The organism is Paraburkholderia sp. XV (assembly GCF_020177535.1).
Classification (GTDB): domain Bacteria; phylum Pseudomonadota; class Gammaproteobacteria; order Burkholderiales; family Burkholderiaceae; genus Paraburkholderia; species Paraburkholderia caribensis.
Genome location: NZ_JAGUUD010000063.1, coordinates 17,480 through 41,089 on the forward strand (window position 1 = coordinate 17,480; position 23,610 = coordinate 41,089).

Here is a 23,610-nt window from a genome sequence, read left to right on the forward strand (position 1 = left end):
CGCCTCACTCCCGAAAACCCTCACCTCAAAGCAACTCGGGCCACGACGCGCAACACCCGCGCATCGTGGCCCGACCTTGAACACGTCAGCGAAACTTAAGCCTCCAGCTGCTCCAGCACCTTGCCCTTCGTCTCGATCCCGAGAAACTTCACGGCTAGCGCCGCGCAAAACGGCACGACGGCGAGCAGATAAAACGCCATATCGAGATTCCCGCCAACCATCGTCTTCGATACCAGCGTCGGCGCAAAAATCGCCGCAAGCTTCAGCCATGCGCCGCCGACACCGCACCCAAAGGCGCGAATACTCGTCGGATACAGCTCAGGCGTGTACACATAAGCCGTGATGAAACCACACGCCAGCCAGCCGAGCGCGAACGCACAGCACGTGGCGACCACGTACACGGAAGCGTCATGGAACACGCCCGCCAGCACCAGCGACAACGCGCACAACATGAACGACCAGTTGATGATCGGCTTGCGGCCCACCTTGTCGACCAGCATCGCGCACAGCAGCGAGCCCAGCACGCCGAGCACGGAAGCCGCGACAGCCAGATTCAGCGCGAGTTGCAACGGCGCGTGATACACCGTGCGATAGATCGTCGGCAGCCACGTCGACAGACCATACTGGATCACGCCGCACGTCATCCACAGCATCGCGACAGCCACCGAGCGCCTCCAGTACGCCTTGCCGAACAGATCGCTCATCTTGCGCTTCGGGTGACGCGCAGCCATCGCTTCGAAACCAGCGGGATCTTCCATCGGCGGCAGCGCGCTTTTGGCGGTACGCTCGAATGCGTGCACGGCATCGGCGGCTTCGTTCATGCGGCCACGTTCAGCGAGCCAGCGCGGCGATTCGGGTACGAGCCTGCGCAGCACGAAGAACAGAATCAACGGCATGCCGCCGATAAAGTACATCGCCTCCCAGCCAAAGCGCGGCACGATCCACGCGCCCAATGCGTTCGACGCCAGCAGGCCGACCGGGAACACGATCTCGTACAGCAGCACGAAGCGCCCGCGCCCATGCGCGCGGCAAATTTCATTGATGTACGTCGCGGCCACGGGCAACTCGCCGCCCAGCCCGATGCCCTGCACGATGCGCAACACGAAGAACACCGCAAACGTCGGCGCGAAGCCGCAAGCAATACTCGTAATGCCGATCAGCCCCGAACTCAGCGCGATCGCCTTCACGCGGCCGTGACGCTCCGCATACCACGGAAACAGAAACGCGCCGATCAGCTGACCAACCGAACTCGCGCCGATCATCAGGCCCACGTCCCACGGTGTTAGATGCCATTTACCGATCAGGATCGGCAGCGTCGCGGCGATCGCGATGACGTCGAAGCCGTCGAAGAACGTCGCGAGACCGATCAGTATGCGCGCGCGCACCAGCATCGCGTTCGCGGGCAAGCGTTCGAGCCGCGCAATGATCGAGCCGCGCGTCGCGGGATGGGAGACACCGGCGCTGCTGTGTGCCTCAAACGTATTGTCGATAGTGCTCATGCGTCGTTTCTCCGCCCCGTACTGTGTTAGGCAAGCGCCTTGTCGGCATCGGCCAGAGCCGCGACATCGACCGTGCGCCCCTGGGTCATCCATTTGCGCGCGAGCTTCAGGTCGCGCGGCGTGTTGATTGCGATCACGCCGCGCACACCACCGTCCGCGACATGAAAGAGCGTGGCGCGGCGCGCGCCGACATCGCCGCGCACGACGAGTTCGGCATCGGCGGGAATGTCGCCGAGAATCTGCAGATTCACGTCGTATTGATCCGACCAGAACCACGGAATCTCCGCATACGGCTCGAACTGGCCAAGCGCGGCCTTCGCGACGACGATCGCCTGGTTCTGCGCATTCGCCCACGATTCGAGGCGCACGCGCCGTTTCAACCATGCGCTCGGATGATTCGCCACATCGCCGCAAGCGAAGATGCGCGGGTCGTTCGTCATGCCGTGTTCGTCGACGACAATGCCGTCGTTCACGGGCAAGCCCGCCGCTTCGGCAATCGATGTATGCGGCGTGAGCCCGATGCCCGCCACGGCGAAATCGGCATCGATGGTCGAGCCGTCCGCGAGCGTCGCGCGTACTTTGCTTGCGTCTTCAGGATGCGTATCGAGCGACGTCAATGCCGCGGATAAACGCACGTCGACGCCATTCGAGCGATGCAGATCCAGCAGAAAGTCCGACACGACCGGCGGCACCGAACGCGCACACAGACGCGGCGCGCCTTCCACGACCGTCGCCGCCACGCCGAGCTTGCGCGCCGTCGCCGCGACTTCGAGCCCGATCCAGCCACCGCCGATCACGAGCACATGCTGGCTGGCGCGCAAACGTTCGCCGAGCGCCGACGCTTCGTCCAGGGTGCGCAGATACGCGATGTAATCCGTCTTCACCAGCGACGCCGGCAACTTGCGCGCCGCGCCGCCCGTTGCGATCACGAGCCGGTCGTACTGCACTGCGCGGCCCGATTGCGTGCGCACGATGCGTTGCGCGCGATCGATCTGCGTCGCGACATCGGGTTGCCATGCTTCGACATCGAGCGAAGCAAAATCGTCGCTTGCGAAGAGGCGCACGGTGTCGATATCGGCATCGCCCGACAGCACCGCTTTCGACAGCGGCGGCCGCTCATAGGGCAGATGAATTTCATCCGCGATCATCACCAGACGGCCTTCGAAGCCTGTCTTGCGCAGCGTCTTCACGACCCATCCCGCCGCCTGTCCGCCGCCGATCACGACGATGGTCTGCGGTGCGTCCGCGTCACTGGCAGCGTGTGAAATGACAGCGTCAGTCATGTTTGCGCTCCGTCATGAACTTGCCTTCCGGCGCCTTCGCGTTCTTCTGACGACGCGTGTTGCCGTCGATGCCGCCGTCGATCGCCCATTCGGCGAACACGGTCGGGCCCGGTTCGAAATCGCGCGGCTGCCATTCGGGCGTCAGTTGATCTTCGTCCGCGTAGTATTCGATCAAACCGCCTGCCGGATTCTGGAAGTACCAGAAATACGCGGACGAAACGGGGTGACGCCCCGGCCCGAGTTGCGTGTCCCAGCCGCAACGGCTGACGTGCATGCCGCCGCCGAATACTTCGTGGATGTCGCGCACGGTGAACGCGACGTGGTTCAACCCGCGCTTGCCGGTCGGCAGTTGCAGCAGAAAGATGTCGTGGTGGCCGCCGTGCGGCGCGCAGCGCATGAATGCGCCGCGGCCCGGATAACGGTCCGACATCTCGAAGCCGAGCCGTTCCTGATAGAACTTCTCCTGCTCGGCAAGACAGTTCGTGAAGAACACGACGTGGCCCACTTCGACGGGTTCTGCGCGCTCGTAGACCGGGCTGGGCGTATCGACGCGCAGCGTCTGGCCCCACACGTTCGAGGGCGAGCCGTGCACGTCGACCGCGCGCTTGCGCGTCACCTCGATGCGGATCGCCATGCCGTTCGGATCGATACAGCCGACGGCGTCGTCGCTCGCGTAGTAGCCTTGCGCGCCTTCGAGGCTCGCGCGATATGTGTCGAGATCGGAAGGCGTGGCGACGCCCCACGTCACTTCGCGCAGCGTCGGGCCTTCTTCGAAGGCGGGCGGCAGCGACGGATCGTGCGCGATCACCGCGAGCACCGTGCAGCCGTTCAACGTTTCGAAGCGTGCGCGCGTTTCGTCGTGCGCGGTTTCCTTCATGCCCCAATCGGCGAAAAAGCGCCGACAGGTCTCGAGATCCGTCACACCGTACGTGATCTGTTCAATGCCGAGAATGCTCATGTTGCGTGCCTTTTCAGTTCGCCCACGCAAGCGGGGCGTCGTTCAAGCCCCAGTAGAGGCTCTTTTGCTGCATGTACTCACGAATGCCGAGGCGGCCTTTTTCGCGACCCATGCCGCTTTCTTTCCAGCCTGAGAACGGCGTCGAAATCGAGAACAGCTTGTACGTGTTGATCCAGACCGTGCCCGCTTCCAAAGCGCGCGCGACGCGCCATGCGCGCTTGTAGTCGCGCGTCCAGATGCCGGCGGCGAGACCGAATACGCTGTCGTTCGCTTCTTTCAGCAGCGACGCTTCGTCGTCGAACGGCATCGCGACGAGCACGGGCCCGAAGATTTCTTCCTGGCAGACACGCGCGCCATTCGACAGGCCTTCGAGAATCGTCGGCTGATAGAAGAAGCCTTGTTCGCGCTTGTCGCCCACGGGCCGCTCGCCGCCGCACAGCAGACGTCCGCCTTCTTCGAGACCCAGCGCCACATAGCGCTCAACCGACTCGCGATGCTTCGCGGAAATCAGCGGCCCCATCTGCGTGTCCTCGCTCGCCGGATCGCCGACGCGCAATTCACGCGCTTTCGCGGTGAGGCGCTTCATGAACTCGGGATAGATCGAGCGCTGCACGAACAGACGCGAGCCCGCAATGCACGCCTCACCCGACGAACTGAAGATGCCGTACAGCACGCCGTTCACCGCGTGATCGAGATCGGCGTCGTCGAAGACCATCGTCGGCGATTTGCCGCCGAGTTCGAGCGACACGGGCATCAGCTTGTCGGCAGCGATGCGCGCGATGCCGCGCCCCACTTCCGTGCCGCCCGTGAACGAAACTTTCTTGACGAGCGGATGACGAACCAGCACATCGCCGATTACCGAGCCCTTGCCGGGCAGCACGCTCAACACACCCTTCGGCACACCCGCTTCCTCGCAGATGCGCGCGAGCGCGAGCGACACGAGCGGCGTGATTTCAGCCGGCTTCAACACGACGGCGTTCCCGGCTGCCAGCGCGGGCGCGAGCTTTTGCGCATCGGAAGCGATGGGCGAATTCCACGGCGTAATCGCCGCGATCACGCCGATCGGCTCGTGCACGCTCATCGTCAGATAGTCGCCGCGCGAAGGCGTCACCTCTTCGTCGAGCGTTTCGAGGCATGCTGCGAAATAGCGAAACGTATTCGCCGCGCTCGCGACCAGCACACGTGTTTCGCCAATCGGCTTGCCGTTGTCGCGGCGTTGCAGTTGCGCGAGCGCTTCGTGCTTCGCCATGATCAGATCGGCGATGCGATACAGGATCAGCGCGCGCTGATGCGGCTTCAGACCGGACCAGTTCGGCTTGCGCCACGCCATGTCGGCGGCCTCGATGGCTTCGCGCGCGTCGTCGGCATCGGCCGTCGTGATTTCGGCGTTGACCGAGCCGTCGGCGGGATAGACGCTCGCGTACAGTGCGCCGCGGCCACGCTTCCATTCGCCGCCGACGAAGATATCGGCGGTTGGCACGAGGCTCGAAATGATGTCGGTGTGGGGCATGTGGTACTTCCTTTGACTGTCAGATCAGATCACGCAGCGGGCCGCGCGATTGCGCAGCGCGCGGATCGCGCTGAACGCGGTCAGTGCAGAGGTCTTCGGATTGTCGGGCAGCGGCTTGCCGCTCATTTCGAGCGACATCTCGCCGAACGCGCCGCGCGCGACGATGCGATGCACGTTGCGCGTCACGGCAGGATCGGCGATCAGACGCACCATCGTCTGATCAAGGCCGAGGCCTGCAAGCGCGACAGTTGCCGCAACGTTCGCGTTCTTCGGATACAGGCGTGCCGCTTCGCGCGCGCTGCCTTCGAAAATCACGCGCGCTTCCGTCAACGTCTGCAGATCGCAGAGTTGTTCGGCGGGCGTGCCGAGCCAGCCCGTCGGCGGTTTGCGGCCGATGTACTGCACTTCGTCGAGGCCGCCGAGCTTAGCCGCCGCAAGCGCGTCGATTCCGCCAATTGCGCCTGACAAAAGCGTCACGGTTGCGTGGCCTTCATCGGCGGCGGCGTTCAGCGCTTCGAGCAACGCGAGGTCCGACAGCGCGCCGATCGAAGCAACCGCGCAATCCGTGCCCGCCTTCAGCAGCGGCACGACGTGGCTCACCAGCGCGCCGTGCCCCGCGCATTCGAGCGCGAACTGCGGACGCGACTTCAGCGCATCGACGGACCACACGACATCCACATCCGGTCCGACCTGCTCGCGCACGGCGTTGGCCTGATGCTCGGGCACGATCACATGCGACACATGAACTTGCGGATCGGCGGCGACGGCGTGATACACCGTCTGACCGATGGCGCCGAAGCCGATCATCGCGATATCGATGGGCGCGTGACGATTGATGCCCGCAACGTTAGGCATGTTCAGGCTCCTGTTTGCGCACGGGCGGGCCGGCGAATGCCGTGGCGAATGAACCGACAGACAGCATGTCCACTTCGACCAGCACCGGGCCGCTATTCGCGATGCCTTCGCGGATCACGTCGTCAGCCTGATCCAGCGACGAAATGCGATAGTGGGTGAGGCCGAAGCTCGCGCAGAACTGCGCGAAATCGGGTTGATGCAGTTGCACGTAGCAGCGGCGGCCGCCGTAGTGCGCGTCCTGAATGTTGCGGATCACGCCATAGCATTGATCGTTCATCAGCACGATCATCACGTTCGCGTTCTCCTGCACGGCCGTCACCAGTTCGCCGACGTTGACCATCAGACCGCCGTCGCCGACGAGGCACACGGTCTTCGCCGCCGCATCCGCGAGTGCCGCGCCGATCGCCATCTGAATGCCCTGGCCGATGCCGCCACCGAGCGCATGCACGCCCGCGCGCGGCTGGAAGATCTTCAGCATGCGGTTGCCCCACGTGCTGTTGGAGATCGTCACGTCGCGCACCCAGTTGTAGTCGCGGCCCACGGCATGTTGCAACACGTCGACGAGGCGCTTGTACGGTCCCAGGCCCTTACCCGTTTCAGCGACAGCGACCTCGCGCGTCGCGGCGAGATCGCCTGCAAATGCCGGGTCGATCTTCATGCGGCCTTCGAGCAGCGTCGCGAGTTGATCGAGCACGGCGGCTGCGTCGCCATGAATGAACAGTTCGTTGCGATAGCCACGGTTGTCGGCGAGCGCATCGGCATCGACGCGGAACAGCGGCTGCGGCAGCGCGAGCTTGTACTTGAGCGTTTCGTTGCCGCGCAGACGCGAGCCGACCACGAGCAGCGCATCGCAGCTCTTGTAGAACGTCTCGACAGTCGGCTGCACGTTGAATGCGCCGAGCGTCGCGGGATGATCTTCGGGCAGCACGCCACGGCCCTGCACGCTGGTCACGACGCCGAAGCCGAGCTTCACGAGGCGCTCGACCTGAGCACGCGCATGACGCGTGCCGCCACCGAGCCACAGCAACGGACGCTTCGCCTTCGCGAGTTCGTCGGCGAGTTGCGCGACGCGTGCCGTGTCGTGCGTCAGCGTATTAATGTGCGGCGCTGCCATGTCGACGGGCCATTCGATCTCGGCGGCCTGGATGTCGATTGGAATCTCGACGCTGACAGGGCCGCTCGGCGCGGTTTGCGCGACGCGCACGGCTTCGCGGATCGTCGCCAGTGCGGTCTCGACGGAGCGCACGCGGTACGCGGCCTTCGAAATCGACGAGAGCATCGCCAGTTGATCGGGTGCTTCGTGGATGTACGCAAGGTCCTGATCCAGATACGTCGACTCGATCTGACCGGTGATGTGCACGAGCGCCGTGCCTGCCGTCAGCGCTTCGACCATCGCGCCCGCCGCGTTGCCGGCAGCCGTGCCCGTGCTCGTGAACGCGACGCCGAGGCCGCCCGACACGCGCGCGAGACCATCGGCCATGTTCAGCGCGCCCGCTTCGCCGCGCGCGCCGACATAGCGGATGTTGCCGCGCGAATGGATCGCGTCGAGGATCGGCATGTTGTGAATCGAGATCACGCCGAATGCGGTTTTGACGCCGCATTGCTCGAGAAAAGCGGCGATCAGTTCGCCGACGGTGGTTTTGTTAGACATGACGTGCAACGCCTCCGGAGACATCGATATGGCTTCCCGTCGTGTACGACGACAGGGGTGTAGCGAGATAAAAGAGCGCTTGTGCGGCCTCTTCAGGAAGGCCTAAGCGGCCGAGCGGAATGTTTTTCTTGCGCGCGAGTTCGCGGGTCCAGTCTTCCCAGCTTTGGCCCGGCTGCGCCTGCGTTTGATAACGGCGTCGCCACTGACCCGACTCGACCAGACCGATCAGAATCGAATTCACGCGAATGCCCTGCGGCGCGAGCTCGACGGCCAGCGACTTGATCAGGTTCTGCACGCCTGCCCGCGCCGAAGACGTCGCGACCATGTGCGGCTCCGGCTGCAACGCGAGCAGCGAATTCACGCAGACGATCGAGCCGTTGCCATGCTGCGCGGCTTGCGTGAGCATCGGCAGAAAGGCGCGCGTCGGGCGGATGACGCTGAAGTACTTGAGGTCGAGTTCTTCGCGCCACGCTTCGTCGGTCGTGTCCGCGAAGGTCGATACGCGGCCCTGGCCTGCGTTGTTCACGAGCATGTCGGCGCGGCCAAACCGTTGCTGCACTTCGTTCGCGAACTTCGTCACTTCGTCTGCATCGAGCACGTTGCAGCGTGCAGCAAGCAATTGCGCTTGCGGAAACTGGGCGCGCAAAGCAGCTTCGGCGCTTGCGAGCCGGTCGGCATCGCGTCCGCAGATCGCCACGGATGCGCCCGCGCGCAAAAAGAGTTCGGCGGTTGCGAGGCCGATGCCGGACGAACCGCCCGTCACCACGGCAACCTGTCCGGTGAGATCGATTTGAATCATCAGAGCCCCAATGCCTTCATGTACCTGCTTTCCGCCGACGGCCGGTAGTTCAGCCGCAGCGACAATTGCTCCGCCGCGCCGCGCACCTTGTCGATCAGGCCGCCGTCGAGCAGCGCCGCGTCGATCTGCGGGCGCGGAATGGTGGTGGTGATGACAGCGGCGATGCGGCCCGTGTCGTTGCGCACGGGCGCACTGATGACGGAGATACCGTTTTCGAACGACGATTCGCTGATCGCGAAACCGCGCACCGCGTCGTCCTTCACGCGCTCGTACAGTTCGTCGACGGTAGCGGGCGTGTGTTTCGTGAAGCGTTCGAGCGTCTTCTCCGGATACAGCGCGCGCAGTTCGTCGAGCGAGAGATCGCCCATCAGCACATGACCGTGCGTAGTCGCATGCGCGGGCAGCCGCGTGCCGACGTTGACCTTCACCGAACTGAACACGGGCGCATGACTCTGCGCCTTCGCGACGAACACCACGTCGCGGCCGTCGCGGATCACGATGTGCGTGGTCAGCCCCGTTGCATCGCGCAAAGCTTCGATCAACGGCAAGCCGAGATCGGTGAGTTCGAGCGAACTGAGATATTCGAAGCCGAGGCGCAGCACCGCGACGCCCAGGCGATAGTTGCGGTCGCGATCCGCGCGCTCCAGAAAGCCCAGTGATTCGAGCGTCTGCAGCAGACGGAACACCGTCGTGCGCGGAATGCCGAGGCGCTTCGACAATTCGGGCGCGCCGAGCACCGGTTCGCGCGGCGAGAACTCCGTGAGAATGCGCAGGCCGCGTTCGAGTCCGGGCACGCGATAGCCCGCGTCGTTGCGGTCGTCTTCTGCTTCAGGCGCAGTGCCCGTCAATTCGGGGGTCATGCTTTGCTCCATTGACCGTCGCTCGCGCGGCAGAATGCGTCGATGAGCGCGGTGTATTCATTGGCCGCTTCGATGTAGCCCGCGTGACCCGCGCGCGGGATGATCTGCAGGCGCGTGCGCGCCGCCTGTGCAATCCGCTCGCATGACGACGGCGGGGTGATCGAGTCCTCCGCCCCGACCGCGACGGCGATTGGGCCGTTGACCCTCGCGACATCGCTGGCGAGATCCGCGTTGGCGAGCAGATGCGTCGCCTGCGCGTAACCCGTCGGCACGATGCGCGACATGTTCCAGCGCACCCAGTCGCGTGATGCTTCATCGGCGTACGGCGACAGCATGTTGGCGCTGCGTTGGTCCGCGAGACCTTGCGGGCCGAGTTCGGCGAGCATCGCGAGACGGCTGTCGCGCTTCGACGCGCGCACGTCTTCGGATGCCGTGCCGTAGCCTGCCGCAGGCGAAATCAGCAACAGCCCCGCGACGCGTTGCGCACGCGATGCCGCGAACGAGCCCGCGATGATCGCGCCGAGCGAATGGCCGACCAGTACGCAACGTTCTACGGCGAGCGCATCGAGCCATGCGTCGAGCGCGCCGGCATATTCATCTGCCTTGGGCGAAGCCGATGCAACGGGCGTCGATTCGCCATAGCCCGGCGCATCCCAAGCGAACACGCGGCGCGTCGTGCCCAACGCTTCGAGTTGTTGCACCCACGAAGCCGCGCCCGAACCAATGCCGTGCAACAGCACGAGCGGCAACGCATCGGCATGCCCAGCACCCGCGTCGCGATAGCCGATCGCGCATTGCGGTGCAATCGCGATCCGCCGTGCCGGGAAGTGCGACAGGCGCGTTTCCAGCGTGACGGTTCGATCGACAGTGACGGGCAAGGCTGCGGACATGGGCATGACTTCGTGAGTGGTGCGATTACTTCGCGAGATCGCGCTTGATCTTTGCGAGCGGCGAATCGGGCGGATACGTCGGCGTGATCGGCTTCGACGAACCGAGCATCACGCACATCAGCGCGTCTTCTTCACCGATGTTGATTTCCGTGCGATACACGCCCGGCGGCACCGAGATCAGATCGCGTTCTCCGAGCACGGCTTCCCATGTTTGCCCGTCGCGCTCGCAGATCACTTTCATCTTGCCGCGCAATACGAAGAAGATTTCTTCGACATCGGTATGAATGTGGCTCGGCCCGATGTTGCCGGCGGGAATCACCATCGTCGAAAACGTGAAGTTGCCTGCGGGCACGGTGTTCATGTCTTTAGCGACACCCGTGCCGCCCGTGCCGACATAGCGCATTTGCGCGCGACGGTACTTCGGGTCGTAGTCGGCCTGGAACTTCAGCGCGTCCCAGTCATAGCGGCGCGTTTCGAACCGCGCGACGCGCGTGTCCATCCATTGTTCGAAGCTTGCGTCGGCGGGTTGATCCCACGATTTGCGTTCGAGATCGGCGTCGGCCATTGTTTTCTCCATGTGGTTTGCTGGTTCGAGCAAGGTCAATTCATCACGAAGCCGCCGTTCACGGGCAGCAACTGCCCCGTTACGAAGCGGGCGGCATCCGTCAGCAGGAAAAGCACGGGGCCCGTTACGTCGTCGGGCACCTGGGCGCGCGTCAAGGCACGGCCTTTCAGGTAATACTCGTGGCGTTCGGCGGGCACGTATGCGGTGGCTTCGACTTCCGTCAACCCGGGCGCAATGGCGTTCACCGTGATGCCGTGCGCGCCGAATTCGCGCGCGAGCGAACGCGTCATGGCGATGACCGCGCCTTTGCTCGCAACGTACGCGAGCAGCTTCGGCGCGCCCCACATCGCCGTGTCCGACGCGATGTTCACGATCGCGCCCCGCTTCGAGTCGCGCAGATGCGGCAGCGCTGCTGTGCACATCAGCCACGTGCCGCGCACGTTGACGTTCATCACGGCGTCCCACGTTTGCGTGGTCAACTCCTGCGCGAAACGTCCGCCTGAGTTGGTGATGGCGGCGTTGTTGATCAACGCGTCGATGCCGCCCATCTTCTGCGCGGCCTGCGCGACGAACGCATCGATGCTGTCGGGACTCGCGAGATCGAGTGAAATGAAGTGGACCTTCGCGCCCAGCTTCTCCGCAAGCGCGCTGCCTTCCGCTTCGAGCACATCGCCGAACACGACATGCGCGTCTGCTTCGGCAAGCGCCTCGATGAACGCTGCGCCAAGCCCGCGCGCGCCGCCTGTCACGACGACACGCCGTCCGCTCAAGCCGGAGACCGTCACATCAGGCATGAGCGTGCCCCGTCGACGTCAGCGCGCCTGCTTCCGCCTGCTTCGCATCGAGTGCTTCGAGATCCGCGAAGTGCTGTTGCGCGCGTTGACGCAGCATGCGGCGCACGCGCGTCATGCCGACATCGTGTTGATAGAGGAATTCGTGAGCACGCGCATTCGGTGCCAGGCTTTCGAGCACATAGCGATCCTGTTCGAGCACCGCCCAGTGCAGCCCTTCGAGACGATTGCGATACAGGAAGCGCCATGCGTCGCGCTGCCAGCCGCTCACCTTGCGCGTGCGCCAGAAGTAGACCTGGCAGTTGTCGTTATCGACGGGCACTGCAAAGCCGACAATGCCAAAGCTGCCGCCCGGGCCGAACTTCTTCTTATAGGGAATCGCGAGACGCATCCACAGGCAACCTGTTTCACCGAGTTCGACCCAGTCGAAATTCACGTCGCGCTGGCCGACTTTCTCGAACATGAGGCCAGTCTCGGTTTTACGCACGCGCATGTCGGCCTGCTTGTCGCCTTCTGCCATCGAATGAGACGTCGCGTGCAGATACGCGCCGTGCATCGGGTCCATCACGTTGTCGATCGCATACTGATAGTTGCACTTCCAGTTCGATACGCACAGGAACTGCGAGTACTCCGCGCCGACCAGTTCTTCGGGCAGGGCGAGCGGCGTCGGCTCCTTGTGCGCGTCGTCGCCGAACCACAGGAAGATCGCGCCCGCATGTTCCTCGACGGGATACGACTTCACGCACTTCTGGCCTTCGAGCGGACAGGCCGACACGGCAGGCACGGACTGCACAGTGCCCGAGCCGTCGACTTCGATGCCGTGATACCAGCATGCGACGCGATTGCCGAGATTCCAGCCGAGCGACAGACGCGCGCCGCGATGCGGGCAGCGGTCTTCGAGCGCGTGGACTTTGCCGTCCTGATCGCGCCACAGCACGATCTGCTCGCTGAGTCGCGTGAGACCGATGGGCGCATTGCCCACCTGCCAGCTCGGTGCGACGGGATACCAGTAGTTCTTGATGCCGCGGTCGAGATAAGCCTGAATCGGATCGGCCGCGGGGCTCGTTGTATAGAGAGACGTCATGGGGAAACTCCGTGTTCGCTTGGGTCGTGCGCTGGGTGGTCGAATCGCGCGGCGTTACTCGGCGAGCAGCCGCAGTTCCGCTGCGAGACGCTCTTCGCTCCACTGCGCGCCTTCCGGCGTGCGGAATCCAACGCCGTTCAGACCTGCCACCACTTCGTGCAATTCGACGGCACCTGCTTCGAACACCTGTTCCAGTGCATTGCCGAAGTCGTTTTCGTATTGCGTCGGCTCAGCCTTGCGCGTCTGCCAGATCATGTTCCCGGTCTCGCCCGGCTTTTCGATCACGCCCTTGCCGGCGACGTTGTTCGGCTGCGGCGCGAGCCACGGCTTAAGGAAAGGATTGAAGTTCACGACGGCTTCTTTCATGTCATTCCACCTTGATCTGGATTTCTTCACCCGCGAGGCGCACCGCGTACGTCTTCAGGTCGCGGCCGCCCGGTTCCTTCAGACACTTGCCCGTCGGAATATGAAAAACGGCTTCGTGCAGCGGACATTCGACCGTGTCGCCGTCGATGAAGCCTTGTGTCAGCAGCGCATACGCATGCGGGCAGACGTTCTCGAGCGCGTAGACCTCATCGCCCACCTTGTAGATGCCGATTTCCTTGCCGTCGCCGAGCTTGAACTCGACGGGCGCGTCTTCGGATAAAGCGCCGGCGTGTCCGGCGCAAAGCCACTGTTCACTCATTTCTCACCTTCTCCGACCAACCGGTTCCGACCGTTTGACGTTCCACCTAAGGAACATCAGTTTATGTATGGTCAATTATAGGAAGATGTTTGCGCGGACAAAATAAAAATTCTGCGCTTCCAGGGAAAACACCGACAGCGGCTTTTTCGCAACGTAAGAAGGCCGTAAACCGGGCCAAATCAATGGGTTGCTGCGCATAAAGAGCGCGCGCGTACGGCATCCGGGTCATCCGACGAATGAGGGTTTTCACTGTCGCAAAAACTTTTTTGATCGCGCTATTGACTCTCTATACTTTCCATAGGCGATACATAAGCCCATAGGTGGAACACGTAGCGGATAGCCAACTCAGCAGGCGACCAGAAGGCCATCCAGAGAGATGACAGGCAAAGGAAGAGAAACCGGCACGTCCGGCTCTCGACTACACGATCAGGAGTACCAAGGGTGAAACGCATCATCGCTGCGGGCGCGGCAGGACTTGTGGTGACATCGACGGCATGGGCGCAAAGCAGCGTCACGCTGTACGGCAGCCTCGATGCCGGCATTGCTTACGTGAGCAACGTCGGGGGGCATACGAAGTGGATGGAGGAGCAAGGCAACATGCAGCCGGACCGCTGGGGCCTGCGTGGCGTCGAAGACCTGGGCGGCGGCCTGCACACGGTCTTCCAGCTGGAAAACGGCTTCTATACGAACACCGGCAACTTTGCGAAAGCGGGCACGCTGTTCAACCGGCAGGCTTACGTCGGCATCAGTTCCGACCAGTTCGGACAGGTCACGCTCGGCCATCAGACGCCGTTCAACTTCGACATGCTCGGCCCGCTCAGCACCGCGTATCTCGCGGCGAGCTGGTTTGCGTTCCACCCGGGCAATATCGACGAACTGGCCGACACGGGAGTCGTACCGTTCGACAACTCCGTGAAGTTCAAGTCAGCCAGCTACGCGGGCTTCACGGTCGGCGCGATGATGGGCCTCGGCAATACGACGAACTTCTCGACAGGCAAGACGATGAGCTTCGGCGTGAACTACGCGAACGGCCCCTTCAAGGCGGCGGCCGTGTATTCGAACGAGCACAACCGCACGCCTTCCATCATCACGACGGGCATCAACAGGTTCCAGGGCGTGCCGGCCGCCACCTACTCCGCCGACAAGGTCGAGAACATGGGCGCGGGCCTGTCGTACCAGCTCGGCAAGCTGCTCGTGCATGCGCTGTACACGCGCGTGAAGTTGCAGTCGAACGGATTCTCGGACACGTATCAGAGCTGGGACGCGGGCGCGAACTATCAGTTCACGCCGGCCAACACGCTCGCGGGCGGCGCCGCGACGACCACGCTGTCGGGCCGCCGCTGGACGCAGTTCGAAATCGGCGATATTTATGCGCTGTCCAAGCGCACTCAGGTCTATGTGAACGTGCTCTACGAGCATGCGAACGAGAATGCGAACGCTGCGTTCTTCACGGCCGGCGTGTCGGGCGGCCGCAATCAGGCGATCGTGCTGACGGGCATTCATCACTCGTTCTGAGCGATGTTGTGAGGCCTTTTTTTAAGGCTCGAAATGAAACAGGCGGCCCATCGAGGCCGCCTGTTTTCGTCTTTCTGCCGCGCTTTTGCGACGCGACAGAGAGGCCGCGTCTAGCGACGCGTTTGCGCGAGCGTCGGATCGTCGGCGGACGGTCGATAGTTCAGGCGCGCCGACAGATCAAGCGCCGCGCTGCACACCTTCGCGACGAGCGGTGCGCGTTCGTCGTCGCCGATATCGGAACGCGGCACTGTCGTCGTCATCGCCGCGACGATCTTGCCCGTCTGATCGCGCACGGGCGCGCTGACCACGGATATGCCGCGCTCGAACGATGCCTCGCTGATCGCGTACCCCTGGGCGGCCGTTTCGCGGATTCGCTCGTACAGTTCGTCGACGGTGGCGGGCGTGCGGTCGGTGAAGCGTTCGAGTTGCTGCTCGGGATATAGCTGACGCAATTGCATCAGCGAGAGATCGCCCATCAGCACCTGGCCGTGGACGGTCGCGTGCGCGGGAAGCCGCGTGCCGACGTGCACCTTCACCGAACTGAACATCGGATCGTGCGTCTGCGCCTTTGCGACGAACACGACATCACGCTCGTCGCGTATCAGCAGATGCGTGCTCAAGCCTGTCTGATCACGCAGCCGTTCGAGGATCGGCGTGCCGAAGTCGGTCAGTTCGAGTGAACTCAGATACTCGAAGCCAAGGCGCAGCACCGCGACGCCAAGACGAAAATGCCGGTCGCCATTCGCGCGTTCGAGAAAACCGAGTGCTTCGAGCGTTTGCAGCAAACGGAAGGTGGTCGTGCGCGGAATGCCGATGCGCTTGGACAGCTCGGGCGCGCCGAGCACGGGTTCGCGCGCCGAAAACTCGGCGAGAATGCGCAAGCCGCGTTCGAGGCCGGGGACGAGATAGGTCGAGCCGCCGCCGGCTTCCTCTTCGGCGGATTCCGCGATTTCCGTGCTGCTCGCGGTGTCCTCGTCGGCCGATGCGCGCGCCGCCTGAGGTCCCGCAGCCCGGTGTCCCACTCCTGTCGTATTTTCTCTTGCCATGTCCGGCTGTGTCGTTGAACCGTCGAAGATAGAGATGATAGCGCGAAGGGGTGGGTGGGGAGGCGAGAGTCAAAACCGGTCTATATCCCGGTTCAGCATCTTCAGCCGGGTGCGCCCGTCCGGCGTGAAGTGCGTACCGAATCGCACCAGCCCTTGCTTGTGCAGATGGCACGACATCGTGAAGCTCAACAGCATGCCCGCCTCGGTGTCGTCGATCGTGATGTCGATGCGAGCCAGACGCGGTTCATATTTGAGCAGCGTCACCTCGATCTCGCGTCGAAGTTTGTGCGCCGACGCCGGTAAGTGCCGGTAAATCTCCGACAAATCGGCGAGACCATAGTCCGGCAGATGCACGAGTCCGTCGCGGCGACTATTCAGAATGCGATGGATGTTGTCCTGCACGGACAGAAACGTCTGTGTCTGCGCGTCGAACTCGTCGACGGCTGCGCCGTTCGCGAAGTGCCCGGTCACCATTTCGAAGAGCCCGGGACCGCCTCCGTTCACGCGACAGCCTCATCGGCAAGCAACGTTTCTTCGAAATCGACGATCACGCCTTCCGTCTCGCTAACCGACACCCTTATCGTGGCCGGCAACTTGCCTTGCGCCGATCGCACCAGCAACTCGCGCGACAGCACGGGCAGAATCTGTTGATCGAGCAAGCTGTCGATATTCCGTGCGCCCGAGTCTGGCGTCTGGCAGGCACGGGCAATTTCATCGATCAGCGTGTCGTCGCAGATCAGCGCGACTTCGAAACGTTTCGCGATCCGGTGCGCGACCTTATCGATCTTAATGCGTACGATCGTCGCAAGCGTCGAAGTCGAAAGCGGCCGGTAGATCACCGATTGAAACCGCGCGAGCAAAGCCGGTTGAAAGTGCTCGACCAGCACGGGACGAACACGGTCCATCAGCAGCGCGTCGCTCACAGGCACATCTTGCGCAATTTCGCTCGCGTCTTCATTGGCCGTTTCGATCGCGGTCACGATTTGCTCGCTGGCCAGATTCGACGTCATCAGAATTACCGTGTTGCGGAAGTCGATGATGCGCCCTTCGCCGTCGCGCATGAAGCCACGGTCGAACACCTGATAGAACAGGTTCAACACATCCCGGTGTGCCTTCTCGACCTCATCCAGCAAGATCACGCTGTACGGCCGCTGACGCACCGCTTCTGTCAGCACCCCGCCCTGCCCGTAACCGACGTAGCCGGGCGGCGAACCTTTGAGTTGCGATACGGAGTGCGCCTCCTGATACTCCGAAAGGTTGATCGTAACGAGCGCGCGTTCGCCGCCGAACATCAAGTCGGCCAGTGCACGCGCCGTCTCCGTCTTGCCGACGCCCGAGGGGCCCACCAGCAGGAATACGCCAAGCGGCGACTCTTCGGACCTGAGTCCCGCTTTCGCCGTGCGCAGGCTCTTGCCAAGTGCGGCAAGTGCGTCGTCCTGACCGACGACGACCCGCGCGAGCCGCGTTTCGAGTTCGACCAGCGTCGCGAGTTCGTCTTCGAGCAGACTGCCGGCGGGCACGCCTGTCCAGTCGGCAATCACGGACGCGATCGCGGCTTCGTCGACTTCCGCGTGAACCAGCGCCTCGACGCCGTGCCGCGTAAGCGCCGCGTGGGCCTCGAGGATGGACTGCTGCAGTGTGCCGCGCGCTGCTTCGTCAGTGGTTGCCCGCCATTGCTCGCGTAATTCGACGACCCGCGCCGCCGCTTTCTTTTGCGTCGCGAATGCGGATTCCAGTTCGTGCAACCCGGCGCGTAGTTCATCGAGCTGTTTGTCGATGGCGCTCACGCGCTCGCGGACGTCTGCGGATGCCGCCGCCTGATCCTCGATCAATGCGAGGCGCTCGACTTCGAGCGCCGCTTTCTTTGCCTCACGCGTGGAAATGGCCAAAGGTGTCGCCTCACCGCTCATTCGCACGCGTGCGGCGGCCGTATCGAGAAGATCGACGGCCTTGTCCGGCAACTGGCGCCCCGTCAGATATCGACGCGACAGCTTCACAGCGGACGCCACGGCCGCGTCGGTGATATGCACGCGATGATGTTGCGCGTAGCGCTCTTTCAACCCGCGCAACATCAGACACGCATTGTCATCGTCGGGCTCGTCGACCTTGACTATCTGAAAGCGCCGCTCCAATGCGGCATCGCGCTCGAAATACTGCTTGTACTCCGACCATGTGGTCGCAGCAATCGTGCGCAACTCGCCGCGCGCGAGTGCCGGCTTGAGCAGGTTCGCTGCGTCCGCGCCGCCCGCGGAATTGCCCGCGCCGATCAAAGTGTGGGCTTCGTCGATGAACAGCAGAATCGGCACTGGCGATTGCTGCACGGCCTCGATGACGTTTTTCAGGCGCTGCTCGAATTCGCCTTTGACGCCCGCGCCCGCCTGCAGCAGACCCAGGTCGAGCGTCAACACGCTGACGTCGCGAATCGCCAGCGGGACATCGCCTTGCGCGATTTTCAACGACAGACCTTCCACCAGCGCCGTCTTGCCGACTCCGGGGTCGCCCACCAGGATCGGATTGTTCTTGCGCCGCCGCGCAAGAATGTCGACCATCTGGCGAATCTCGACGTCGCGGCCGAACACCGGGTCGATTCGCCCTTCGCGCGCCTTCTGCGTGATATCGATCGTGAAGCGCGACAGTGCATCATTCGAATGCTGACGGCCGGATGCGTGAGCGCTTCCGTGTCGCGAGACCGGGTGCGGCGCCGCTTCGGCCTGTGACTGCGCTGCCGCGTTCGCGTCGCCGCGCGGCGCTTCGATAGAAATCCCGTCGAGCTCCGGCATCACGCGCTCGATCTGCGCAGGCGATACCGACAGCAATGCCCACGCATCCGGCGCGCGCAGCAGCGATGGTGTATCGGCGAGTGCTGCCAGCAGATGCGCCGAGCGAATGACGGTGCTGCCCGTTCCTGGCGAGTCCAGAGAAGCACGCATCCACGCTGCTTCGAGCAACTGTCCAAGACGGTTCGACAGGCCAGGCTTGCCGCGCAACTCATGCGGCAAGCGGTCGATTGCACTCAGCAAACCGTTCCAGATAGCGTCGACGTCCAGTTCATAGCGCCGTATGAGCGCCACGAGGTCTCCGTCTCCGAGTTCGAGCAGCTTGATGAGCCAATGCTCGACCTCGATATCGCGATGGGCGCGGGTTTCGCACAGGCTCGCGGCGTCGGCGAGGGCGTGTGCGCAATGCTCGTTCAGGCGGCGCAGGAACAGGGAGAAGTCTCTGGCGATCATGGCAGAAGGTAGGCGGGGCACAGGCCGGTCCGCACAAGCGGACCGGAGACGATGACGGTCCCTCGAGGCAGTCGCCAGACCGGACCGTCATGTTCGAACGCTTATGAGCGCTCGTTCCACGTATCGCCGTGGATGATGTTGCCATCCTTGTACGACCACGTGATCTTTTCGTAGCGCAGTTCGATTTCTTCGAGATGGTTGTGCTTCTCGAATTCGGGGATCTTGATGTCGAGCATCTTCGGACGCACGGCCACGACCTTGACGTTGTCGAGCTTGGTGTTGAAGTATTCCTTCTCCTTGCCCGCGTCGTCGATCTTGTACCACTTGATTTCGACCGACTTCAGCGTCTGGCCGCTGGTCACGGCCTTGTACAGGTACGGCGTCGACGCGTCGGTTTCCTTCGTGAAAGTGATCGGCGCGTGCACGCGTGTGCCCGTCAGCTTGCCCGTGTTGCCGTCGGTCGGAATGTGGATACCGTGATCGAACTGGACCACTTCCACGCTGCCTTCACGATCGTGAACGGTGACCGAGCCCTTGATGTCGGCGCCGCCATCATCCTTGAGCCACATATATGCGGGAATTGCCATTTCTTCTTCTCCTTATGAGCAGGCCGGATGGCCATGGGTAAAACCGTCGCCGCGATCGGCACGGCAGTCGGGTACTAGAGTGATCTCGACGCGCCGGTTCGCCGCGCGTCCTGCCTCGCCGTCATTCGACGCTTTGGGGCGCGTGTCGCCGTAACCCTGTATCGCAAAGCGCGTGACGGACAGGCCGGACGCATCGGCGAGCCAGTCGCGGACGGCAGCGGCCCGGGCCTCCGACAGCGCCAGGTTGCCGCCCTTGCTACCGACGGAATCTGTGTGGCCGGCAATCAAGATCCGCTTGTCCGGGTGCGCCTTGATCATTTCGAGCGCGCCGATCAACGCGCGGTTTGAGCCGGACTTGAGCTTCGGACTACCGCTGTCGAAGAGCGACATGCTGTCGAGTTCGATCGTCGACGGCGCGGGGGCGGGCGGCTGATAACCAGCAATCAGCCGATTGACGACAGGCAGCAATGGCGCGCCGCGATACAACCCGAGACCGAGCCGCGGCGGCACACCCGCACTTGCGTATTGCTCCAGATCGTCCCGGTCCCGCTTGACTGCCGCGAGCGCGTCCACGCGCGCGGCGTCCTGTGCCGGTGGTATCGCCTCATAGCGCGCCATATGGGCCAGCACGCCGGAAACGAGCGCGCGGTTCTGCCACGCGGAAGCTGCGGCGGCCGCACAGAACCACACGGCAAACCACACGAACGCATGAGCCAGCGCGACGGGCAACGCCCGACGAACCGGCTGCGGCGCGATGCCACGAATCAGCGGGATCGGCAATGGATAGCGCTGGGTGATACCCGCTGCGGCCGGCAGATCGAGCGCCGTCGTCGTGGCGACGAACTGTCCGTACAGCGAATCGGGAACCACCGGGCCCGCTACAGCCGTCACACCGAAAGCGTTCAGCGTCAAAGCCTGCATGCCGCGCTGCGTCTCCACCAACGGTGGCAAAACGGCTTCGAAAGCCCAACGTGCGAGCGCGTCCAGTTGTATTGCAGTCAGCGCGCGCGGCCGGCGGTCCTCCGGCACCGCCCTTTCGGCGAATGCGCCGAGCAAGACCGAAAGCTGCTCGGCCGTCGAATGCGGGTCCAGCTGGACCGAAGCGGAAACGCCGAACCAGGGGCAATCGAGCGACCTGTCGCGGGTTTCCGTCGCGTACAGCGCGATGCATACCGGCAGCCTGTATCCCACCGCGCGGCCAGCTTCGTTGATCGCGACACGCCAGCGTTTGAGCGTCGCCTGCAAAGTGACGGCGCTCGCCGGGTCGTCGGACGTCATCAGCCAGGCGACGGCATCGGGACCCTGGCCGCCGCGCCAGCGCTTCAGAGCATCCGCGAGGTGCATCAGCTTCGACGGATCGTCATGACGCACCCAGATCGCCGCATCCGTGACGATGACGGCGTTTTTGTCGAAGACGCGCGAAAGCACGCTACCCGGTTCGCCAACCGTCAGCACGAGCGGCGTGTTGCGTTTGATGTCCGCGGGCAACGACGCGAGCGCGGCATCGATGGAGCGCAGCACGTGCTGTGTCGAGGCACGCCGTGTCCACATCCGACGCGTCGCAATGACGATACAAGCCGATACAGCCAGCAATACGAGCGCGGCGCACGACCCGTTCCAGCCAGCTGTGAACGGAGAAAACAGGGCGAGCCACGTCAGCGCAAGCAGCGCAATCCAGACAAAGACGGATCGCCAGGGATAAGCGGATACGGACATCACGATCAACGCGCGAGGTTTTCGATCGCAGCGGACAGCCATCGATCGAGCAACAGATACACCACCCCTGACGCCAGGCAAGCGGCCACCACCCACGCGAGCGCATTCATGCGGCGATACCACGGGCGCGACCAGGGAGCCGTCGTGACGACGGTCGTCGTGGATGGGTCGGCACGCCGCCAGCCTCCACGCTCAAGCCGCTCGTCGATTGACCGTATCAGCGCGAAACGCGCTTCATCGCCGTCGAGTGCGAACCGGCCGTGGAATCCAAGACTCAACACCGCATTGAAAATGGCAAGCAGTGTGAGCGACGGCTGCCGTTCCGAGAGCCTCCGCTCGATCCGGCGAATGAGCTCATCTCCCGCGTCATGGCTGCGAAACTCTGCAACCTGCAATGGTTCCCGTTCCCAGTGGTCCCGGTCGGAGCCGACCAGATGACCCAGAGCGGCTTCGTCCAGCAACGCGCATTGCGCATAAGCTGCGTCTTCGACGATATCGGCGGGATGTCCAACGGCTCTCATCTGTTCGCGCAGTCGGCCGACCTGGTCCTTGCACGTAGCGCGGAACGTGTCGTACACCTGCGGTGCGCCATCCTGCATCAGGCCAGCGACAAGCAAGGCCGTGTCGCGCAACGCGACGGGTAGCACATGGGAATCGGCCTGGGTCTGCGAGCGAATCATGTTGGTCATGTCGGCAGCACCGCGTAGAGCTCAAGCGATACATCCGGGATCGATGCCGGAATGTAGAACTGACACGCGCGCGCGGCGAGCATCCTGGAAAACGCCGGATGTGAGCCGTCGAGCGCGAAGTATTGGTTCTCAATGCGCACAGGAATGGCTGCGGGTAGACGCGACATCGTTCGCAGCGGGATGCCCGGCAAGGCCGAATTGACGATCTGCTCGACCTCATCCGGCGCACCTGCCTTGCACAGCCGGGGCAACTGCTCGAGCAGCTGATGCGCCGCCACGCCCGCTTGCACGGACAGGTAGTAATCGGCGCCCTCGACCAGCCGCTGATCGTTGAAGCGACCCACCCACACCGTCGGCTTGATGCGTTCAAGTGCAACAGGCACGACGCGCGATGGAATGACCGTGTCCAGCAGTGTCCGGATCAGCGACTCCAGCTCTGCGAATACCGGTTCCGGTGCACGGTGATCGTACGCGGGAATGGACTGCAACGTGTCCGACGTCGAGAAAGTCAGCAGCGAGCCGGCCAGGCGCGCGAGCACCGCGTACAACCGCTCGGGATGCTGGTCCGGCGCCTGGCACAGACGAGCGAGGTCCGGCCACGTCGTATTGACGCTATGCAGTAGCCAGAAAAGCGATACGTCCGCCACCGCGTAATCAGCTATCTGATCTGAACGCTCGCGACGCCGCACCGCAAGACTCGCGCTCTTTGCCAGCAGGATTTCCGATAGCCGGTTCATCCGTCCGAGCAGTTGTTCGTTCGCGGACAACGTGAGGCAAGGCGGCACGAATGACGTGTCGAACTCGAAACGCCCTTGCGCGTTCCGCACAACGCGACCGATTGGACAGGTCACGTAATCTCCGTCGCCCGTCTGCTCGAAATCGAACAGCAATGCGAGCACATGCCGCTCGACGCTGATTTCTTCCTTTCCCTCACCGTTGATGTCAACGACCTGCAAGTACTCACGCAGAAAACGGCGCGGACGAGCGGGACGTTCGCCGTCCTCGATGCAGTTGCTGCCTTGCGGATCGATCAGCGGCAGCCCGACCAATACCGTTGCCGCGTCCAGGTGTGCGGGCACTTCGCCGAGATCGCGTGCCGGCGGCAGTCGATCCGACGTTTCCGAATCGACAGACGTTCCATCCGGCAGCCGCGCCGCCAACGAGGTCAGGTGCAACCGGTTGATCGAAAGCGCGTGCGTGTCGAACGCAATGCGATTGACGCCCCAAGGGTCTGGACTGGCAATGCGCGCCACTCGCTCGTCAGCAAACCGGTCCCACATCGCTTGCTGTTGAAAGTGCTGCGGGGTCATAAAAATACCCTGCGCCCACAGCGGCCTCGTAATCTTCATCATGCCTGGCTAATGCGCGAAGCTGGGCACTGGTTCGCAGTGCCGTGC

Annotated in this window: 22 protein-coding genes; 1 reads left to right on the plus strand and 21 read right to left on the minus strand. The window is 63.4% G+C overall.

Features of this window, described 5'->3' with window-relative positions; translation table 11 throughout:
* Nucleotides 1-95: 95 nt before the first annotated feature.
* From KFO72_RS25615 to KFO72_RS25680, 14 genes are read right to left on the minus strand one after another with little or no spacing between them, the layout of a single operon-like run.
* On the minus strand, nt 96-1,499 hold the full coding sequence (locus KFO72_RS25615) for an MFS transporter (protein WP_054933320.1): 1,404 nt from the start codon (nt 1,497-1,499) through the stop codon (nt 96-98).
* Nucleotides 1,500-1,525: 26 nt separating this feature from the next.
* Nucleotides 1,526-2,782 carry an NAD(P)/FAD-dependent oxidoreductase gene (locus KFO72_RS25620; RefSeq protein ID WP_060604775.1) on the minus strand — a complete coding sequence of 419 codons (1,257 nt, stop codon included), beginning with the start codon at nt 2,780-2,782 and terminating at the stop codon, nt 1,526-1,528.
* Complete coding sequence (locus KFO72_RS25625) at nt 2,775-3,740, minus strand: VOC family protein (protein WP_054933318.1); 966 nt, start codon at nt 3,738-3,740, stop codon at nt 2,775-2,777. The genes KFO72_RS25620 and KFO72_RS25625 overlap by 8 nt, the downstream gene beginning before the upstream one ends.
* A gap of 13 nt (nt 3,741-3,753) precedes the next feature.
* Nucleotides 3,754-5,250 carry an aldehyde dehydrogenase gene (locus KFO72_RS25630; RefSeq protein WP_225033330.1) on the minus strand — a complete coding sequence of 499 codons (1,497 nt, stop codon included), beginning with the start codon at nt 5,248-5,250 and terminating at the stop codon, nt 3,754-3,756.
* A 24-nt stretch (nt 5,251-5,274) separates the two neighbouring features.
* A complete protein-coding gene (locus tag KFO72_RS25635; RefSeq protein WP_054933316.1) occupies nt 5,275-6,105 on the minus strand; it encodes an aspartate dehydrogenase in 831 nt (276 codons plus the stop codon).
* A complete protein-coding gene (locus tag KFO72_RS25640) occupies nt 6,098-7,756 on the minus strand; it encodes a thiamine pyrophosphate-binding protein (RefSeq protein WP_225033331.1) in 1,659 nt (552 codons plus the stop codon). Before KFO72_RS25640 ends, KFO72_RS25635 begins: the two co-directional genes overlap by 8 nt.
* Nucleotides 7,749-8,555 (minus strand): SDR family oxidoreductase, encoded by an 807-nt coding sequence (locus KFO72_RS25645; RefSeq protein ID WP_060604762.1) that lies wholly within the window; start codon nt 8,553-8,555, stop codon nt 7,749-7,751. Before KFO72_RS25645 ends, KFO72_RS25640 begins: the two co-directional genes overlap by 8 nt.
* Nucleotides 8,555-9,415 (minus strand): IclR family transcriptional regulator, encoded by an 861-nt coding sequence (locus KFO72_RS25650; RefSeq protein WP_107202304.1) that lies wholly within the window; start codon nt 9,413-9,415, stop codon nt 8,555-8,557. Before KFO72_RS25650 ends, KFO72_RS25645 begins: the two co-directional genes overlap by 1 nt.
* The gene (locus KFO72_RS25655) at nt 9,412-10,305 is read right to left on the minus strand and encodes an alpha/beta fold hydrolase (RefSeq protein ID WP_225033332.1); all 894 of its coding nucleotides are present in this window, start codon (nt 10,303-10,305) and stop codon (nt 9,412-9,414) included. Before KFO72_RS25655 ends, KFO72_RS25650 begins: the two co-directional genes overlap by 4 nt.
* A 25-nt stretch (nt 10,306-10,330) precedes the next feature.
* On the minus strand, nt 10,331-10,870 hold the full coding sequence (locus KFO72_RS25660) for a cupin domain-containing protein (RefSeq protein WP_035999007.1): 540 nt from the start codon (nt 10,868-10,870) through the stop codon (nt 10,331-10,333).
* A 35-nt stretch (nt 10,871-10,905) separates the two neighbouring features.
* Nucleotides 10,906-11,664, minus strand: a complete 759-nt coding sequence (locus tag KFO72_RS25665) for an SDR family oxidoreductase (RefSeq protein WP_054933312.1) — start codon at nt 11,662-11,664, stop codon at nt 10,906-10,908.
* Entirely contained in the window at nt 11,657-12,745 is a 1,089-nt protein-coding gene (locus tag KFO72_RS25670) for an aromatic ring-hydroxylating oxygenase subunit alpha (RefSeq protein WP_225033333.1), read from the minus strand. Before KFO72_RS25670 ends, KFO72_RS25665 begins: the two co-directional genes overlap by 8 nt.
* 54 nt (nt 12,746-12,799) lie before the next feature.
* Nucleotides 12,800-13,111: a recombinase-like helix-turn-helix domain-containing protein gene (locus KFO72_RS25675; RefSeq protein ID WP_035999001.1), complete on the minus strand. Its 312-nt coding sequence runs from the start codon at nt 13,109-13,111 to the stop codon at nt 12,800-12,802.
* 1 nt (nt 13,112) lies between these two features.
* Entirely contained in the window at nt 13,113-13,430 is a 318-nt protein-coding gene (locus KFO72_RS25680; protein WP_035998998.1) for a non-heme iron oxygenase ferredoxin subunit, read from the minus strand.
* Nucleotides 13,431-13,871: 441 nt separating this feature from the next.
* Here KFO72_RS25680 and KFO72_RS25685 point away from each other — a divergent pair, with 441 nt between their 5' ends.
* The gene (locus tag KFO72_RS25685) at nt 13,872-14,945 is read left to right on the plus strand and encodes a porin (protein WP_060604756.1); all 1,074 of its coding nucleotides are present in this window, start codon (nt 13,872-13,874) and stop codon (nt 14,943-14,945) included.
* A gap of 110 nt (nt 14,946-15,055) precedes the next feature.
* Here the strand turns inward: KFO72_RS25685 and KFO72_RS25690 are convergent, their stop codons facing one another.
* From KFO72_RS25690 to tssK, 7 genes are all read right to left on the minus strand, one after another.
* Nucleotides 15,056-15,991: an IclR family transcriptional regulator gene (locus KFO72_RS25690; protein ID WP_054933309.1), complete on the minus strand. Its 936-nt coding sequence runs from the start codon at nt 15,989-15,991 to the stop codon at nt 15,056-15,058.
* Nucleotides 15,992-16,060: 69 nt separating this feature from the next.
* Nucleotides 16,061-16,495 (minus strand): type VI secretion system baseplate subunit TssE, encoded by a 435-nt coding sequence (tssE, locus tag KFO72_RS25695; RefSeq protein WP_107202275.1) that lies wholly within the window; start codon nt 16,493-16,495, stop codon nt 16,061-16,063.
* Nucleotides 16,492-19,221, minus strand: a complete 2,730-nt coding sequence (tssH, locus tag KFO72_RS25700) for a type VI secretion system ATPase TssH (protein WP_225033339.1) — start codon at nt 19,219-19,221, stop codon at nt 16,492-16,494. The genes tssE and tssH overlap by 4 nt, the downstream gene beginning before the upstream one ends.
* 101 nt (nt 19,222-19,322) lie before the next feature.
* On the minus strand, nt 19,323-19,808 hold the full coding sequence (locus tag KFO72_RS25705; RefSeq protein WP_042304470.1) for an Hcp family type VI secretion system effector: 486 nt from the start codon (nt 19,806-19,808) through the stop codon (nt 19,323-19,325).
* 12 nt (nt 19,809-19,820) lie between these two features.
* The gene (locus KFO72_RS25710) at nt 19,821-21,524 is read right to left on the minus strand and encodes an OmpA family protein (RefSeq protein WP_225033340.1); all 1,704 of its coding nucleotides are present in this window, start codon (nt 21,522-21,524) and stop codon (nt 19,821-19,823) included.
* Nucleotides 21,525-21,529: 5 nt separating this feature from the next.
* A complete protein-coding gene (locus tag KFO72_RS25715; protein ID WP_054933307.1) occupies nt 21,530-22,213 on the minus strand; it encodes a DotU family type IV/VI secretion system protein in 684 nt (227 codons plus the stop codon).
* Nucleotides 22,210-23,562, minus strand: a complete 1,353-nt coding sequence (tssK, locus tag KFO72_RS25720; protein ID WP_225033341.1) for a type VI secretion system baseplate subunit TssK — start codon at nt 23,560-23,562, stop codon at nt 22,210-22,212. Before tssK ends, KFO72_RS25715 begins: the two co-directional genes overlap by 4 nt.
* Nucleotides 23,563-23,610: the final 48 nt, after the last annotated feature.